Consider the following 17877-nt stretch of genomic DNA (forward strand, 5'->3'; position numbering starts at 1 on the left):
CCATGAACGCCGACGCCAAAACCCGCACGCTCGCCCCACGCGCCCTTTATCAAGAAGTGGCCGAGCATTTGCGCCAGCAGATTTTTGGCCGCCAGCTGGAGCCGGGCGCCTGGATTGATGAGTTGAAACTATGCGCCGAGCTAGGCATCAGCCGCACGCCGATGCGTGAAGCGCTGAAAGTGCTGGCCGTTGAGGGTTTGGTGACCATGAAGCTGCGCCGCGGGGCCTATGTCACCGAGATGAGCGAACGCGATGTGCGCGAGGCTTATCAGCTATTGGCATTGCTGGAGAGTGATGCTGCCGGCCAAGTGGCGCGCGCCGCCAGCGATGAAGAGTTGGCAGACTTGAAGCGGCTGCATGAGCAACTCGAGCAGCAAATCGGCCACCGGGACGCGTTTTTCGCCGCCAATGAGCAATTCCATTTGCGCTTGTTGGAGATTGACGCCAACCGTTGGCGCTCGCAAATCGTCACCGACCTGCGCCGGGTGATGAAGCTCAACCGGCATCACTCGCTGTTCAAGCAAGGGCGCCTGCAAGAGTCGTTACAAGAACACCGCGCGCTCATCCAGGCACTGCTGGCCCGAAATGCGAACGAAGCGGCGCGGCTGATGCGCGCCCACTTCGACAATGGATTGGCTGCAGCCACGGCCTGAAGTTAGGCCGCGCACGCGCTCGCTATTCCTTAGCGCCAGATCGCTCGCAATGCGTCGATCGCTTCGGGAATGGGGTAGTGGTGATTGCCGACAAACAAGCTGTTTTTGTCTAGGTAGTCGGCGTGGCGCAAGCTGCCATGGATCTCATGATCAAAATACTGCACCACAGAGTTCTTGGCGAAATTGCCAGCCACCACGGGTCGGCATTCAAAACCGACCTCGTTCAGCGCTGCAACCAGTTCAGCCCGAGTTCTCTTGCTGCCTGGCTTGATGGTCAGGGCAAAACCAAACCAACTGCTTTCACCCAGCTCCCGCTGAATCGCAAGGCTGGGGTGATCGGCCATGGCGGTCTGTAAGGTCCGGCCGTTCTCGCGGCGCGCTTGAATCAAAGCTGGCAAGCGTTTGGTTTGCTCGATCCCGAGAGCGCCGGAGAGTTCCAATGGGCGCAGGTTGTAGCCGGGTAGCACAAAGCGGAAGGACTCCTCGAAGGGATCATCGCTCTTGGTGCCACTGACGTGGTTGTGCTTGGGCAAATTGCGCGTCCAGCCATGGGCGCGCAGCGACAGCATCACGTGGTAAAGCTCTTCATCGTCAGTGATGACCATGCCGCCTTCCATCGTTGAGATATGGTGCGAAAAGAAGGCACTGAAGCTGCCCATCACGCCGAAAGTGCCGGTCTGTTTACCCTTGAAAGTCGCGCCCATTGACTCGCAGTTGTCCTCCATCAGCACGATCTCGCGGCCCGCAACAAGGTTGCGAATGGCGTCAAAGTCATTGGGGTTGCCCAACAGATTGACGATCATGATCGCTCGGGTGCGTTCGCCAATCGCAGAAGCCAAAGCTTCTAAGTCGTAATTCAGCGTCTCAGGGTCAATATCGACAAACTTCAGGCGCAAGCCGTATTGATGCAGCGGGTAGTACGTCGTCGGCCAGGACACCGCCGGCACAATGATTTCGTCGCCACGCTTGAGCCTCAGCTTGTCGTTCTTGGTATAGAAAAGAGCGGCTGTCATCAAGAGGTTGGCCGAAGAACCGGAATTCACCATTACGCAATGCTTGCTGCCCGTGAAGCTCGCGAAATCACGCTCAAAACTCGCAACCTTTTCGCCCATGGTGAAGTGGCCGCTGGCAATCACGCCTGCCATGGCGGCGTACTCCTCTGCACCCCAGGACGAAGTGGCAAGTGGGAACTGATGTGTCATGTCGAAACAACCTTGTCGAGAAAATAGTCGTAGCAGCGTGCAATGCCCTGTTCCAGGCTGATCTTGGGCGCCCAGCCCCAGGCGGTTTGCCGGCTGACATCCACCAGCTTTTGGCGCATGCCCACCGGTTTGCTGAGATCGTGAACGAACTCACCATGCCAACCCACGACTTGAGCGGCGGCCTCATAGTAGGCCTTGATCGTGTAGTCATGGCCCAAACCGATATTCATCAAGTCCGGCGCTTGCTCGCCATGTTCGACATGGCGAACGACCGCATCGGCTAGGTCCGCTGCATCCATGAACTCGCGGCGCGCCGAGCCATCACCCCAGATCTCGACCGTTGAGCTGCCTGCCGCCTTGGCTTCATGCAGCTTGCGAATTACCGCAGGAATTAGATGCGAATGCACAGGATCAAACTTATCAAAGCGCCCGTACAAATTGCAGGGAATCAAGGTCTTGAATTGCAACTCCGGCTCTTGGCGACGCAGGTATTGGCAAAGTCGGGTGGCATAGATCTTGGCGAGAGCGTATCCCTCATTGGTGGGCTCAAGCTCGCCGCTCAAGACCTGCTCTTCGCGAAGTGGGTTGACGCCATTGCGCGGATACATGCACGAACTGGCCAGATTGATCAGACGCGCGACACCGGCACCATGAGCTGCCAAGATGATGTTGCGACCCACATCGGTATTGCGCACCAGAAAGTCCACTGGACGCGCAATATTGGCCTGAATGCCGCCAACCAGCCCCGCAGAATGAATCACCACATCCGGCCTGACTTCACGCACAAAGGCCTGAACCGCGTCAAAGCGTTCCAAGTCCAATTCGGCGCGGGTCGGTGCCATCAAGTCCCATTCGGCAGCGCCCGGATGCTCCGCAATATTGCGACCCACCATGCCGGCGCCGCCGGTCAGCAGCACCCGCTGCTTAGCAACAAGGCCGCTCATTCAATGGTGACCGGCAGTTCATAGCCATGGCTCTTGAGCAGCGCGTGGCGACGAGCCTGGTCCAAATCGGCGGCCACCATCTCGGCAGCCATTTCTTGCACCGTGATTTCAGGCGTCCAGCCCAGCTTGGCCTTCGCCTTGCTGGGATCACCCAGCAGAGTCTCGACTTCGGTCGGGCGGAAATAGCGCGGGTCCACACGCAGGATGACGTCACCCACGGCGAGGGCGGGTGCTTTGTCCGCGTCAGCGATGGCGTCCACAATGGCCACTTCGTCCACGCCCTGGCCCTCGAAGCGCAGACTCAAACCCAGCTCGCCCGCGGTCATTTGAACGAACTCACGCACGCTGTGTTGCACGCCGGTAGCTATGACGAAGTCCTCAGCATGGTCTTGCTGCAACATCATCCATTGCATGCGCACATAGTCTTTGGCATGACCCCAATCGCGCAAGGCGTCCATATTGCCGACGTACAAGCAATGCTCCAGGCCTTGCGCAATATTGCAAAGTCCACGCGTGATCTTGCGCGTTACAAAGGTTTCGCCGCGACGCGGGCTTTCGTGATTGAACAAAATGCCATTGCAAGCGTAGACGCCATAAGCCTCGCGGTAATTCACTGTGATCCAGTAGGCGTACATCTTGGCTACCGCGTAGGGGCTGCGTGGATAAAAAGGGGTAGTTTCGCGCTGAGGCACTTCCTGCACCAGGCCGTACAACTCGCTCGTGCTGGCCTGATAGAAGCGGGTGGTTTTTTCCAAACCCAGGATTCGAATCGCTTCTAGCAAACGAAGGGTGCCCATGCCATCGACATCGGCGGTGTACTCGGGAGACTCAAAACTGACAGCCACGTGGCTTTGCGCGCCCAGGTTGTAGACCTCGTCAGGCCGAACCTCCTGCATGATGCGAATCAGGTTGCTGGTGTCGCTCAAGTCGCCATAGTGCAGATGGAATTGCGGAGATGGCACATGCGGGTCTTGGAAGATATGGTCAACGCGGGCTGTATTGAAGGAAGAGGCTCGGCGTTTGATGCCGTGTACCTCATAGCCTTTTCCCAGCAGGAACTCCGCCAAGTAGGAGCCATCTTGCCCAGTAACGCCGGTGATCAGCGCCACTTTCTTTTTTGCTGCTTGCATTGTCCTAACTCCGTTATTCGATGCCGCCTAAAGCAGCACACTGTAAAGCCTCTCGCAGCTATTGAGGCCACTCAGGCGACAACAGCTCTCACCACATATTGCAAAGGCAAGGCATCGCGTACCGCGCCCTCTGCATCACGACCTTGGGCGATAGCCATTTGGCGGATCGCCGCCAAGATCGGCTCCCGTCCCGGCTCATCAAAGACTCGCGGCACGCCAGCCTCGATACGCAAGCCGGCCCGGGCGAACAGCTCAAACAATGTCACGCGGGTGAACCAGCGCAAATGGGTACGGTCGAGCAAGCCGGCGCTTTCGTAACGGAACTCGCCTACGGCCAACCGAGCCTGCAAGCTCCAGTGCTGGGCGTTCGGAATGCTGGCCACCACGCAGCCGCCGGGCGGCAAAACTTTACGGATCTTCGTGAGCACAGCCCAGGGGTCGCGCAGATGCTCCAAGACATCCCCAAACACCCAGCAGTCGCGCGAAACGTAGTCGCGATAAAGGGATTCATCGGCCCCCTCAATGTCCAGCGCAGCCATGCCGTCGCAGTAACGTGCCGCGATCTCGGCCGCCTTAGGATCCAGCTCCATACCCATATAGTGAACGTCAGGCCGCTGCCGCTTGAGTGCAAAAGCCAAGGCGCCTGTGCTGCAGCCCACTTCCAAAATAGCTTTGGCCTGCGGCGGGATCATGGCGAGCAAGTCAGGGTTGAAGCCCTCGCCTGGCCCTTCGCTGGGCATGGTGCCAGTGGGTTTCGCGGCTTGGCGGGCTTGAACTTCGGCCATCCACTCTTCCAAGTGATAGCCGCCAGTCGCTGAGCTGGTGCCCATGCCGATATGGTCGATATAGACCTTGCGCGTGCCCATCAGCACATCGTTCTTGGCCCAATCGAGATTGCGCAGCAAATCGGATTGACCAGCATCGTGCAAAGCAAGCATGGGCGCGACCATCGGTGCGCCATGTTTGATCGGCAAAGGCCATTGGCGCATCACCTCCACATTGCACAGCATGCATGGTGGATGCAAATAGGCCACCGCACCATAAGCGTAAGGAATGTCGAAACCATCGCGGTTTACATAGGCCACGCCGCCTGCACCATAGTCACCGGGACGCAGCGCTTCGTTGAGTGCCTCGAGAAAGCCTTCACGTAGCACGAGCACATCGGTATCCAAGAACAAGGCTCGCTCGCCGAGCGGCAAGTTCGTGATGGCCCAAGCCATGCCCGGGCCGTGATGAATATTGAAACCCTGGACGTGCAGTTCTACGCTCTCAAATTGTTCGGTCACTGCTCGGATCTGGTCGACAAACTCAGGCCCAGAGCCGTCCACAACATGGACGGTATTGGGATAGAAGCGGCGCAAGGAAGCCAGCATGCCCTGCAACAACTCTGGCGCGTTGTAGGACACGGCGACAACGGGAATGTCATGAATGCTCATATCAGTTTCTTCTCAGTTGTTGCCACCGGCTTCGTCAGCAACACGTCCAACCACGGACGCCGGATTGCCGGCCACGATCGACAGCTCAGGCGCCTCAAAACGCGGCATCAGCACCGCACCGGCAGCAATCACGCAGCCACGCCCGATACGAGCGCCCTTCAAAATAGTCACCCGCGAACCAATGAAAACATCGTCTCCAATTTCCACCGCCATGGGCTTGGGGTCGGGCTGGCGACGCTGCTCCAAGCGCAAGTCATGCGAATTGCTGTCCATCACATGAAGCTCAGGGCCGATCAGGCAGCGCGCGCCAAAACGAATGGACGCACCTTCGGAAATCAGCACGCAACGATTATTGAAAACCGTGTCAGCGCCAATTTCGATCAGGGAGTCAGGCGTTCGAGATTCGATATAGCTGGCGCCATAGCTGCCTGGAGAACGCGGCACGCCAAAGACCGAGCTGGCCGCCAAGCGAATCCTGCCTGCCCCTTTGAAATGGGTTGGTGTTAGCAAGTTAAGAACGCGTGCCCCCTCACCCATCAACTCCATCCGCGCCCGATCTGAGACATGGAAGAAGTAGTGCACCAACAAGGCCCGTAGCCATTGGTCCAAATCAAAAGGATTGCTGACGCCAATCAGGCCGCGCAGTCGTTCAAATCGCTTTTGCAGGGCAGCCACGGTCAAAACCCGTTGTTGACAAGGTACGCTGACCAGAGCTGCTCAAAGCGTTCTTCGGCGCCCGCCTCGCCGGCCGCCATTTGCGGCAAGACTTGGCAAAACGGCAACATGTCTTCTTGCTGGCTGTAGCGCTGAACCAATGCCGCAGCAATGCCGTGATAGCACAGGCGTGCATGGTATTCACCCAAGCGTCCCAGTTTCTTGCCGCCCAGCGCCAAGGCCACATAGCCCAGGTGTGCGGCCTTCATATGCTTGCCATACAACTGCGCAGAATGGCCATCGCCCCCGGTTCTGAAGTAGCCCAAGCGGTCCTGGATGTAGGCGATCGGCCCGCGAATACTGGCCGCCAGAAAAAAACCCAGATCCCATAGACCGGCATAAGACACGCCTGCGAACTCATGCTGGAACATCAAGTCCGCAGCATTCGCGCGCATGACGCAATTGGAGAACTCGCCAAACCAGTTCTGGCATTGCGGCACGGTGCTGACAAACATGGCGGCCGCGTCCAGAGTCACCAAGCGATTCAGTGAATTGAACACTCCGTCCGGAACGGGCATGCCTTCGATGGGCTGGCCGCGCTCGTTGGCCGTCCAGCGGGCACTGATGCTGCAGGGAAAGCTCCCCATTTCGTGCGCCCCCAAATGGCGCGCATAGAAGTCGGGGTAGATCACATCGTCGTCCAACAAGAGGTGAACGAGTTCTGAGCTGCCATTCCAGAGCTTCAGCAAATGAGTGAAGTTCTGATAGGCGCCAATCTTTGGTCCGGTGGCGATCTCAATCGGCAAGCGTGCCCGCAGATAGCCCATCTCCGGGCTGTTGAGTCGTTCGGTGAATTCCCCGTTGGGGCTGTCATCAGAAATGATGATCCGCTGACTCGGACGTGTTTGCGTCGCCAAGCCTGTAAGCAACTCCAACATGTGCTTGGTCTTGTAAGCCGGAATCAAGGTGGTGATCTTCATGGGCGAGCGGGCGTCCGAGGTCTTGCAGGGGAATGAGCTTGCTGCATTGCGGAACAGATTTAAGCGCAGCAATTCACACTGCCAAGCGCAGAACAAGCAAGTATTGCTACAGCTTTTGAATCTTTTTCCGAAAACGCACGCCCCTAGCATTGCTGAACCTTGCAATCCGTGGGCACGCCTGCGCGAGTTGCAGCTTTCGACGTCACATCCTTTCACTATGAACGCAACTTCGAATCTAGTCGCCGACTCACAAGAGTGTGCTGGGCTTTGCGCCCATGCTAGGAGCGGCTTGGCTCAAGTTAAAGGCCAGGACGCCGAAATCCGAGTGAACTGCCAAGAGAGTTGGTCGTCGGAGCAAACCTCCGCGTTCTCGTTCTTGGCGGAAATTCCAGTCCCAGTTTTTCAGCGCTGCTGCTGAATTTCATCAACAGCGCTCAAAAGGCCGATCGACATTCGATCGCCCTCGCGAAATTAACCAAGTGAGCTAACCATGCCCTCATCCATTTTGTCCTTCGGAACGGCAGCGATCCAAAAGTTGAGCACCAAAGGCTTGGCCAAGCTCACCACGGAAGACTGGGCAGCGTTTTCCTCGGACCAGATCGTGGCGCTGACCACGAGCCAGGTCAGTTCACTGGGCTCCTTCGCCATCCGTGCCTTGGGCACCGATCAGCTCAGAGCCCTGGAGTCCGATGACTTTCGCGTGCTGAACTCCGCAGCGATTCGCGCGCTGACCACCGAGCAGTTTGCCGCTCTGGGCACCGACCAGATTGAACGCCTAACCTCAGCGCAACTGAAGGTACTGGCCTCCAATCAGATCGCCGGCCTGTCCAGCGACAGCTTGAACGCACTCTCAACCGAGCAATTCCGCAATCTGGGCTCGGCTCAGATCGGCGCCATCAGCACCGATCAGCTGCGTACCATGACGACCGAAGACTTGGCCGCCATCAGCACGGCTTCCATCAAGGGCTTCAGCTCCAGCCAAGTTGGCGCATTGACCTCCGACGGTGTAGTTGCCCTGAGCACCGCCCAAGTGGCCGCATTGACCTCGGCCCAATTGCGAGGTCTGAACAGCGACCAGATCGCCAAGCTGGAAACTGACGACTTGCGCGCGATCAGTACCGCCGCCTTGCGCGCCTTGGGCACGGACCAACTGGCGGCTCTGGGTACCGATCAGATCACCAAGCTGACCTCCGCGCAGGTCAATGCGCTGAGCTCCACTCAAGTCAGCGGTTTGAGCAGCGACAACCTGAACGCCTTCACGACCGAGCAGTTCAAGCAAATGGGCTCGGCCCAGATCGCTGCCATCAATACCGATCAGTTGCGCACCCTGCAGACAGAGGACTTGGCCGCTATCAGCACGGCCGGCATCCGCGGACTGAGCTCGGCTCAGATCGCCGCGCTGACCACGGACGAAACTGTGGCGCTGACGACCGCACAGTTCTCGGCATTGACGTCCGCACAAGTGCGAGGTTTGAACAGCGATCAGCTCTCCAAACTGGAGACCGATGATCTTCGCGCGATCAGCACGGGTGCTTTGCGAGCACTGGGTACGGATCAACTCGCGGCTCTGGGTACGGATCAAATTGGCAAGCTGAGTTCTTCACAGGTCAACGCACTCACCTCCACACAGATCAGCGGGCTGAGCAGCGACAACCTGAACGCCTTCACCACCGAGCAGTTCAAGCAAATGGGCTCGGCCCAGATCGGTGCGATCAACACCGATCAGCTGCGCAGCATGCAGACGGAGGACTTGGCATCGATCAGCACCAATGGCATCCGCGGCTTGAGCTCTGCCCAGATCGCCGCGCTGACGACCGATGAAACCGCGGCGCTGAGCACCGCTCAGTTCGCCGCCCTGAGTTCCTCTCAGATAAAGGGTCTTAACAGTGACCAGCTCTCCAAGCTGGAGACTGATGACCTGCGCGCCATCAACACCTCTGCTCTACGCGCACTGAGCACTGAACAATTGGCCGCGCTGACCACTGACGAAATCGCCAAACTGAGCACCGCGCAGGTCAATGCCCTGACCTCCACGCAGATCAGCGGCCTGAGCAGCGACAACCTGAACGCCTTGACCACTGAGCAGTTCAAGCTGATGGGCTCGGCCCAGATCGCCTCGATCAACACCGATCAGCTGCGCACCATGACCACGGAGGACTTGACCGCCATCAGTACGGCAGGCATCCGCGGTCTGAGCTCGACCCAAATCGGCGCCTTGACGACTGATGAAACCGTGGCGCTGACCACGACCCAGTTCGCCGCAATGACGTCCGCACAGGTACGCGGATTGAACAGTGATCAGCTCTCCAAGCTAGAAAGCGATGACCTGCGCGCCATCAGTACCGCTGCAATCAAGGCCCTCGGCACGGATCAACTGGCCGCCTTGACGACCGAGGAAATCAGCAAACTGACGACCGCTCAGGTCAATGCGCTCACCTCCACTCAGATCGCAGGCTTGAGCAGCGACAATCTGAACGCCTTCACGACCGAGCAGTTCAAGCTGATGGGTTCGGCCCAAATCGGCGCGATCAACACCGATCAGCTGCGCACCATGACGACCGAGGATCTGGTCGCCATTAGCACCAACGGCATACGCGGTCTGACTTCGGCCCAAATCGCCGCGCTGACCACCGACGAAACCGTGGCCCTGACTACAGCCCAATTCGCCGCACTGACGTCCGCACAGGTGCGTGGTCTGAACAGCGATCAAATCTCCAACCTGGAGAGTGATGATCTGCGGGCCATCAGCACCGCCGCGCTGCGTGCACTGGGCACAGATCAGCTGGCAGCCCTCACCACGGATGAAATCAGCAAGCTGAGTTCGGCGCAAGTCAATGCCCTGACCTCGACCCAAGTGGGTGGCCTGAGCAGCGATAACCTGAACGCCTTCACCACTGAACAATTCAAACTGATGGGCTCGGCCCAGGTTGGCGCGATCAACACCGATCAGCTGCGCACCATGACCACAGAGGACCTGGTCGCTATCAGTACCGCCGGCATCCGCGGACTGAACTCGTCGCAGGTTTCCGCGCTGACCACCGATGAAACGGTGGCCATGACCACCGCCCAGTTCGCCGCCCTGAGCTCTGCGCAAGTGCGTGGCTTGAACAGCGATCAACTCTCCAAACTGGAAAGCGATGACCTGCGCGCCATCAGTACCGCAGCGCTGCGCGCTCTCGGCACCGACCAGCTGGCAGCATTGACCACTGAAGAAATCAGCAAGCTAAGTTCGGCCCAAGTCAATGCCCTCACTTCGACCCAAGTCGGCGGCCTGAGCAGCGACAACCTGAACGCCTTCACCACCGAGCAGTTCAAGCTGATGGGCTCGGCCCAGATCGGCGCCATCAACACCGACCAGCTGCGTACCATGACCACGGAGGACCTGGTCGCTATCAGTACAGCCGGAATCCGCGGCCTGAATTCGGCCCAGATTGCAGCGCTGACCACCGATGAAACGGTGGCCATGACCACCGCCCAGTTCGCTGCCTTGACCTCCGCGCAAGTACGTGGGCTGAACAGCGATCAACTCGCCACGCTTGAGAGCGATGACCTGCGCGCCATCAGTACCGCAGCCATCCGCGCCTTGGGCACCGATCAATTGGCCGCTCTCACTACCGACGAAATCAGCAAGCTCACCTCCGCTCAGGTCAACGCCCTCACCTCCACTCAAGTCGGCGGTCTGAGCAGCGACAACCTGAACGCCTTCACGACCGAGCAGTTCAAGCTGATGGGCTCGGCTCAAATTGGCGCTATCAACACCGATCAGCTGCGCACGATGACGACCGAAGATCTGGTCGCCATCAGCACCAACGGCATCCGTGGCCTCAGTTCGGCCCAGATTGCCGCGCTGACCACCGACGAGACAGTGGCCATGACCACCGCCCAGTTCGCGGCCCTCACCTCCGCTCAGGTGAAGGGCTTGACCAGCGACCAGATTTCCAAGTTGGAAAGCGATGACCTGCGCGCCATTACCACAGCACCAGTTCGCGCCTTGGGCACGGATCAACTGGGCGCTTTGACCACTGACGAAATTTCCAAGCTCACTTCGGCCCAGGTGAACTCACTCACGTCCACGCAGATCGCGGGCTTGAGCAGCGATAACTTGAACGCCTTCACGACTGAACAGTTCAAGCTGATGGGCTCGGCCCAGATTGGTGCGATCAACACCGATCAACTGCGCACCATGCAGACGGAAGACTTGGTGGCCATCAGCACAGCGGGTATCCGAGGCCTGAGCACGGCGCAGATCGCCGCGCTGACCACCGACGAAACCGTGGCTCTGACCACCGCTCAGTTCGCCGCGCTAGCTTCGGCACAGGTTCGTGGCTTGAACAGCGATCAGCTGGCCAAGTTGGAAAGCGATGACCTGCGTTCGATCAGCACAGCGTCACTGCGAGCCCTGGGCACCGAACAGTTGGCTGCACTGAGCACTGATCAAATCGCCCAACTGAGCTCAGCCCAAGTCAATGCTTTGACCTCGACCCAAATTGGCGGTTTGAGCAGCGACAACCTGAACGCCTTCACCACCGAGCAGTTCAAGCTGATGGGCTCGGCTCAGATCGGCGCGATCAATACCGATCAGCTGCGCACGATGACGACCGAGGACCTGGTCGCCATCAGCACCAACGGCATTCGCGGCCTGAATTCTGCACAGATTGCCTCGTTGACCACGGACGAAACCGTGGCGATGACGACCGCCCAGTTCGCCGCCCTGACCTCAGCCCAAGTGCGCGGCCTGAACAGTGATCAACTCGCCAAGCTGGAAACCGATGACCTGCGCGCCATCGGCACCGCAGCCATTCGTGCCCTGAGCACGGATCAGTTGGCCGCCTTGACCACCGACGAGATCAGCAAGCTGAGCTCCGCGCAAGTCAATGCCCTGACTTCGACCCAAGTGGGAGGCCTGAGCAGCGATAACTTGAACGCCTTCACGACCGAGCAGTTCAAGCTGATGGGCTCGGCCCAGATTGGTGCGATCAACACCGATCAGCTGCGCACCATGCAGACTGAGGACCTGGCCGCCATCAGCACAAATGGCATCCGAGGTTTGAGTTCGACCCAAGTTGGCGCGTTGACTACAGACGAAACCGTTGCCCTGACCACCACTCAGTTCTCGGCCATGACCTCGGCACAGGTGAAGGGTTTGAACAGCGACCAGCTCGCCAAGCTGGAGAGTGATGACCTGCGGGCCATCAGCACCGCCTCGATTCGGGCCCTGGGCACGGATCAGCTGGCAGCCCTAACCACCGACGAGATCAGCAAGCTCACTTCCGCCCAAGTCAACGCACTCACATCCACTCAAGTCGGCGGCCTGAGCAGCGACAACCTGAACGCCTTCACCACCGAGCAGTTCAAGCTGATGGGCTCGGCCCAGATCGGAGCGATCAACACCGATCAGCTGCGCACGATGACAACGGAAGACCTCGTTGCCATCAGCACCGCCGGCATCCGCGGCCTGAGCTCAGCTCAGATCGCCGCCTTGACGACGGACGAGACCGTGGCCCTCACCACGACCCAGTTCGCCGCCTTGACCTCCGCACAAGTGCGTGGTTTGAACAGTGACCAACTCTCCAAACTGGAGACCGATGACCTGCGTGCCATCAGCACCGCCGCGATTCGCGCCCTGGGCACGGATCAATTGGCCGCCTTGACCACCGACGAGATCAGCAAGCTGAGCTCCTCACAAGTCAACGCGCTTACTTCGACGCAGATCGCTGGCCTGAGCAGCGACAACCTGAACGCCTTCACGACCGAACAGTTCAAACTCATGGGCTCCGCTCAGATCGGTGCCATCAACACCGATCAGCTGCGCACCATGACGACCGAGGATTTGGTCGCCATCAGCACCAACGGCATTCGCGGTTTGAGCTCGGCTCAGATCGCAGCGCTGACCACCGACGAGACCGTGGCCCTGATGACGGCCCAGTTCGCTGCGCTGACGTCCGCACAAGTCCGCGGTCTGAACAGTGATCAAATCTCCACGCTCGAGAGTGATGACCTGCGCGCCATCAGTACTGCGGCAATTCGAGCCCTGGGCACCGATCAGCTGGCTGCCTTGACCACCGACGAAATGGGCAAGCTCAGCTCCGCTCAAGTCAACGCCCTGAGCTCGACTCAGATCGCCAGCCTGAGCAGCGACAACCTGAACGCCTTCACGACCGAGCAGTTCAAGCTGATGGGCTCAGCGCAGATTGGTGCGATCAACACCGATCAGCTGCGCACCATGACGACGGAGGATCTGGTTGCCATCAGCACCAACGGCATTCGTGGTCTGAGCACGGCCCAGATGGGCGCCTTGACGACGGACGAAACCGTGGCACTGACCACGGCTCAGTTCGCCGCCCTGACTTCCGGTCAGGTGCGTGGTTTGAACAGCGATCAACTCTCCAAACTGGAGAGCGATGATCTGCGAGCTATCAGCACCTCCGCCATTCGCGCACTGGGCACCGATCAGTTGGCCGCCCTCACCACTGAGGAGATCAGCAAACTCACCACCGCACAGGTCAATTCCCTCAGCTCTACGCAAATTGCCGGCCTGAGCAGTGACAACCTGAATGCGCTCACGACCGAACAGTTCAAGCTGATGGGCTCAGCACAGATCGGTGCCATCAATACCGATCAGCTGCGCACGATGACGACCGAGGACCTGGTCGCGATCAGCACCGCCGGCATCCGAGGCCTGAGCTCAAGCCAGATCGCAGCCCTCACCACCGAAGAAACCGTGGCCTTGACCACGACCCAGTTCGCCGCCCTGACCTCCGCACAAGTGCGTGGTTTGAATAGCGATCAGCTCTCCAATCTCGAGAGTGATGACCTGCGCGCCATCAGCACCGCGGCGATTCGTGCCCTGGGCACCGATCAATTGGCCGCCTTGACCACCGACGAGATTGGCAAACTGAGTTCGGCCCAGGTCAACGCGCTCACCTCCACCCAAATTGGCGGCTTGAGCAGCGACAACTTGAACGCCTTCACGACTGAACAGTTCAAGCTGATGGGCTCAACGCAAATTGGGGCCATCAACACTGATCAGTTGCGCACGATGACGACCGAAGATCTGGTCGCCATCAGCACCAACGGCATCCGCGGTCTGAGTTCGGCGCAAATCGCCGCGCTGACCACCGATGAGACCGTGGCCCTGACCACTGCCCAGTTCTCGGCCTTGACTTCTGCACAAGTCAAGGGCTTGAACAGCGACCAAATCGCCAAGCTGGAAAGCGATGACTTGAGGGCCATCAGCACCGCCGCGATTCGGGCCTTGGGTACCGATCAGTTGGCGGCCATGACCACCGATGAAATCAGCAAGCTGATCACCTCGCAGGTCAATGCCCTCACCTCCACCCAGATCGCAGGCCTGAGCAGCGACAACCTGAATGCCTTCACGACCGAGCAGTTCAAGCTGATGGGTTCCGCCCAGATCAGTGCGATCAACACCGATCAGCTGCGCAGCATGCAGACGGAAGACTTGGCCGCGATCAGCACCAATGGCATCCGCGGTCTGAGCTCAGCACAGATCGCCGCGCTGACCACGGACGAGACCGTGGCCCTGACCACGACCCAGTTCGGGGCCCTGACCTCCGCACAAGTGCGTGGTTTGAACAGCGATCAGATCGCAAAATTGGAAACCGATGACCTGCGCGCCATCAGCACGGCCGCCATTCGCGCCCTGGGCACCGATCAGCTGGCGGCGCTGACCACCGACGAGATCAGCAAGCTGAGCTCCTCACAGGTCAACGCGCTGACATCGACACAGATTGCAGGCCTGAGCAGCGACAACCTGAACGCCTTCAGCACCGAGCAATTCAAGCTGATGGGCTCGGCCCAGATCGGCGCTATCACCACCGATCAGTTGCGCGCCATGACCACCGAGGACTTGGCCTCGATCAGCACCAGCGGCATCCGAGGCTTCACTTCCGTGCAACTCGGCGCCTTGACGACCGATGAATTCGTGGCCATGAGCAGCGCGCAGTTCTCGCAACTGACAACGCAGCAAATAGGCGGGCTGACGACCGAACAGATGAGCAAGTTCGAGACAGAAGATCTGCGAGCCCTGTCCACCGCAGCCTTGCGCGGCCTGGCCAGCGATCAGTTTGCAGCCTTGGGGACCGATCAGCTGCGTGCCTTGAGCACCGCTCAGGTCGCATCGATGACCACCAGCCAGGTCAAGGGCCTGTCCACCGACAACTTGAACTCGCTGACCACCGAGCAATTCAAAGCCCTCAATTCCGCCCAATTGGGTGCGATGACGAGTGACCAGGTGCGCGGCTTGGCCAGCGACGATCTGTCGTCGATCAGTTCGACCGCCATCCGCGGCTTCACTTCTGATCAGTTGGCCTCGTTGACGACGGACTCTGTGGTGGCCATGAGCACGGCGCAGTTTGCGGCTCTGAGCTCCGCACAGACTTCGGGATTCAACACCGAGCAGATCGCCAATATGCAGACGGAGGATGTGCGCGCCCTGTCGACGGCGGCACTGTCCAAGTTCAGCACGGATCAGTTCGTGGCATTGAGCTCGGATCAGATCACCAAGCTGAGCAGCAGCCAGATCGCCAGCATCAATTCGGCGCAGGTCCTGGCCATGGGCTCGGATGACCTGAACTCTCTGAGCTCAGCACAGTTCGCCTCGCTCACTGCCGTCCAGGTGGCGGGCATCAGCACCGACATGATGCAGGCGCTGCAAACCGAAGACCTCAAGGCCCTGAGTGTGTTCGCAATGCGCGCACTGACCACGGATCAACTGAATGCACTGACAACGGAGCAGGTCACCAATTTGACCAATCTGCAGCTGACCGCCTTGAGCAGCACACAGATCGCCGGCTGGGCGACCGATGATGTACAAGCCCTGAGCACCCGCCAAGTCGCCGCACTGACGTCCTCGCAGCTCTCTGTGATGTCCACGGATCAGATCACTGTCATGGCGACAGACGACCTGCGGGCCATGACGACCAGTGCAGTGCGCGGCCTGACCTCTGCCGATATGACCGCCTTTACCTCTGACCAGGTGGGCGCCTTCTCGAGCAGCCAATTCGCCAGCTTCTCGAGTGCTCAGCTCACTGGCCTGCAGACAGACGACATCGGTGCGATCTCGACCAGCAGCTTGGTCGGCCTGTCGACGTCGGGCCTCTCGTCCTTCTCGACCGAGCAGTTCCAAGCGCTGACAACCGACCAAATCCACAGCTTCTCCAGCGCTCAGATCCGCGCCTTTACTTCGGATCAGATCGGAACATTGGCAAGCGACGATGTGGACGCCTTGAGTACGGCGCAAATCGCGGCATTCACTTCGTCGCAAATCCATGCCTTCAGCACAGATCAGTTCCACCGCTTCGGTTCGGAAGACATCAAGGCTCTGACCACAGCGCAAATGGCCGGCATCACCACCGATCAGATCGTCAGCCTGACCACCGATCAGATCGCCGGGCTCGAGGCTGTCGATATTGCCAAGATGAACATGACGCAGGTGTCCTCCTTCACCACCGACCAGATCAGCGCGATGTCGGGCGATCAACTGGACGCGTTGTTCCTGGCAACACCGATCGTTTTGGACCTGGACGGCAACGGCATCAACACCTTGTCAGCGGCCAGTGGCGTCAACTTCGACTTGAACGGCACCGGCCAGGCTCAGAAATGGGGCTGGGTCGGCGGCAACGATGGTCTGCTGGTGATGGACAGAAACCATGACGGCCATATCAACGACGGTAAGGAGTTGTTCGGCACCGGCACGGTTCTGGCTAACGGCAAGCACGCGGCCAACGGCTACCAGGCCATGGCGGGTGAGGACAGCAACCACGACGGCAAGCTGGACCTCCATGATGCGAGCTTCAAGGATCTGCGTGTCTGGGTCGACGCCAACCACGATGGCAAGACCGACGCCGGTGAACTGCGCGCGCTGACCGAGCTGGGCATCACCGAGATTGGATTGAACGCCAACAAGCACAGCGAGTTGGACAACGGCAATCTGATCGGCCTGGTCTCTGGCTACAAGACCGCGGATGGCGCAAGCCATACGGTGGCGGACGTCTGGTTCAGCAAGGATGTTCAACCTGAGGGCGCAGCCCACGAGGCCAAACCCGATGTGAAGCTGGGAGACTTGTTGAGCGGCCCGTCCGGTAGCCTGCTCCAGGAAGCCAATCTGGCCAGCGGATTCACACCGCCCGCGTCGTCCGAGCATGCTGGCCATCTCTTGGTGCCACGTAAGCACAACGATGAGGAAGATAATCGATTCAATCCTCTGATCTAAGAGGGAATGATCGACCGGCGGGGGCCTTGCCCCCCCCTGCGTCCAAGGCGCTTTGGGTCTGTTCAAGCCCCAAGGCGCCTTGGCTCATTTGAAATGCCCTGTTTCTTTGATCAACCCCAGCGCGCGAGCACCGTGATGAGCAGCAACTTCAAAGTCCACCCCACAGCCGATGTGCAGAGCCCAAACATTGGCACCGGAACCATGATTTGGCAGTTCTGCGTGGTGCTGCCAGGCGCACGCATCGGCCAGGACTGCAATGTCAATGCCCAGTGCCTGATCGAAAACGACGTTTTGGTTGGCGACCGAGTCACGGTCAAGTCCGGCGTGCAACTGTGGGACGGGATCACCGTGGAAGACGATGTCTTCATCGGCCCCAATGTGACCTTCACCAACGACAAATATCCGCGCTCGAAAGCCTATCCCGAGGCTTTTCAACGCACCCATCTCGAGCGTGGCGCCTCGATCGGCGCCAATGCCACAATTTTGGGTGGGGTGCGGATTGGGGCGGGCGCTTTGATAGGCGCCGGCAGTGTGGTGACCAAGGATGTACCAGCGGACGAACTCTGGTTTGGGAACCCGGCAACCTACAAGGGGCCAAGTTCAGTCCGCTAAAAATGGCCGGGCCTTGTCGACCTGGCCCTAGC

The 17877-nt window shown here is 59.3% G+C and carries 9 protein-coding genes; 3 read left to right on the top strand and 6 right to left on the bottom strand.

Going from position 1 to position 17877, the window contains the following annotated elements:
- Positions 1-2: 2 nt before the first annotated feature.
- The gene (locus WG899_RS02490; RefSeq protein WP_339594027.1) at positions 3-653 is read left to right on the top strand and encodes a GntR family transcriptional regulator; all 651 of its coding nucleotides are present in this window, start codon (positions 3-5) and stop codon (positions 651-653) included.
- A 29-nt stretch (positions 654-682) separates the two neighbouring features.
- On the opposite strand, the gene WG899_RS02495 is transcribed toward WG899_RS02490, so the two are convergent.
- The 6 genes from WG899_RS02495 to WG899_RS02520 form a co-directional block, all read right to left on the bottom strand.
- On the bottom strand, positions 683-1855 hold the full coding sequence (locus WG899_RS02495) for a DegT/DnrJ/EryC1/StrS family aminotransferase (RefSeq protein ID WP_339594028.1): 1173 nt from the start codon (positions 1853-1855) through the stop codon (positions 683-685).
- On the bottom strand, positions 1852-2799 hold the full coding sequence (locus WG899_RS02500; RefSeq protein ID WP_339594029.1) for a GDP-L-fucose synthase family protein: 948 nt from the start codon (positions 2797-2799) through the stop codon (positions 1852-1854). The genes WG899_RS02495 and WG899_RS02500 overlap by 4 nt, the downstream gene beginning before the upstream one ends.
- Complete coding sequence (gene gmd / locus WG899_RS02505; protein ID WP_339594030.1) at positions 2796-3929, bottom strand: GDP-mannose 4,6-dehydratase; 1134 nt, start codon at positions 3927-3929, stop codon at positions 2796-2798. Before gmd ends, WG899_RS02500 begins: the two co-directional genes overlap by 4 nt.
- A gap of 71 nt (positions 3930-4000) precedes the next feature.
- Positions 4001-5365: a methyltransferase domain-containing protein gene (locus tag WG899_RS02510; RefSeq protein ID WP_339594031.1), complete on the bottom strand. Its 1365-nt coding sequence runs from the start codon at positions 5363-5365 to the stop codon at positions 4001-4003.
- Positions 5366-5377: 12 nt separating this feature from the next.
- The gene (locus tag WG899_RS02515; protein WP_339594032.1) at positions 5378-6040 is read right to left on the bottom strand and encodes an acyltransferase; all 663 of its coding nucleotides are present in this window, start codon (positions 6038-6040) and stop codon (positions 5378-5380) included.
- A 2-nt stretch (positions 6041-6042) separates the two neighbouring features.
- Positions 6043-6999 carry a glycosyltransferase family 2 protein gene (locus WG899_RS02520; protein WP_339594033.1) on the bottom strand — a complete coding sequence of 319 codons (957 nt, stop codon included), beginning with the start codon at positions 6997-6999 and terminating at the stop codon, positions 6043-6045.
- Between the two features lie 490 nt (positions 7000-7489).
- Between WG899_RS02520 and WG899_RS02525 the strand changes: the two genes are divergently transcribed.
- Positions 7490-17233: a beta strand repeat-containing protein gene (locus WG899_RS02525; RefSeq protein ID WP_339594034.1), complete on the top strand. Its 9744-nt coding sequence runs from the start codon at positions 7490-7492 to the stop codon at positions 17231-17233.
- A gap of 135 nt (positions 17234-17368) precedes the next feature.
- Positions 17369-17845, top strand: coding sequence for an acyltransferase (locus WG899_RS02530; protein WP_339594035.1), 477 nt, complete (start codon positions 17369-17371; stop codon positions 17843-17845).
- Positions 17846-17877: the final 32 nt, after the last annotated feature.

The sequence above is a fragment of the Paucibacter hankyongi genome, assembly GCF_037482915.1.
GTDB classification, from domain to species: Bacteria; Pseudomonadota; Gammaproteobacteria; order Burkholderiales; family Burkholderiaceae_C; genus Paucibacter_A; species Paucibacter_A hankyongi.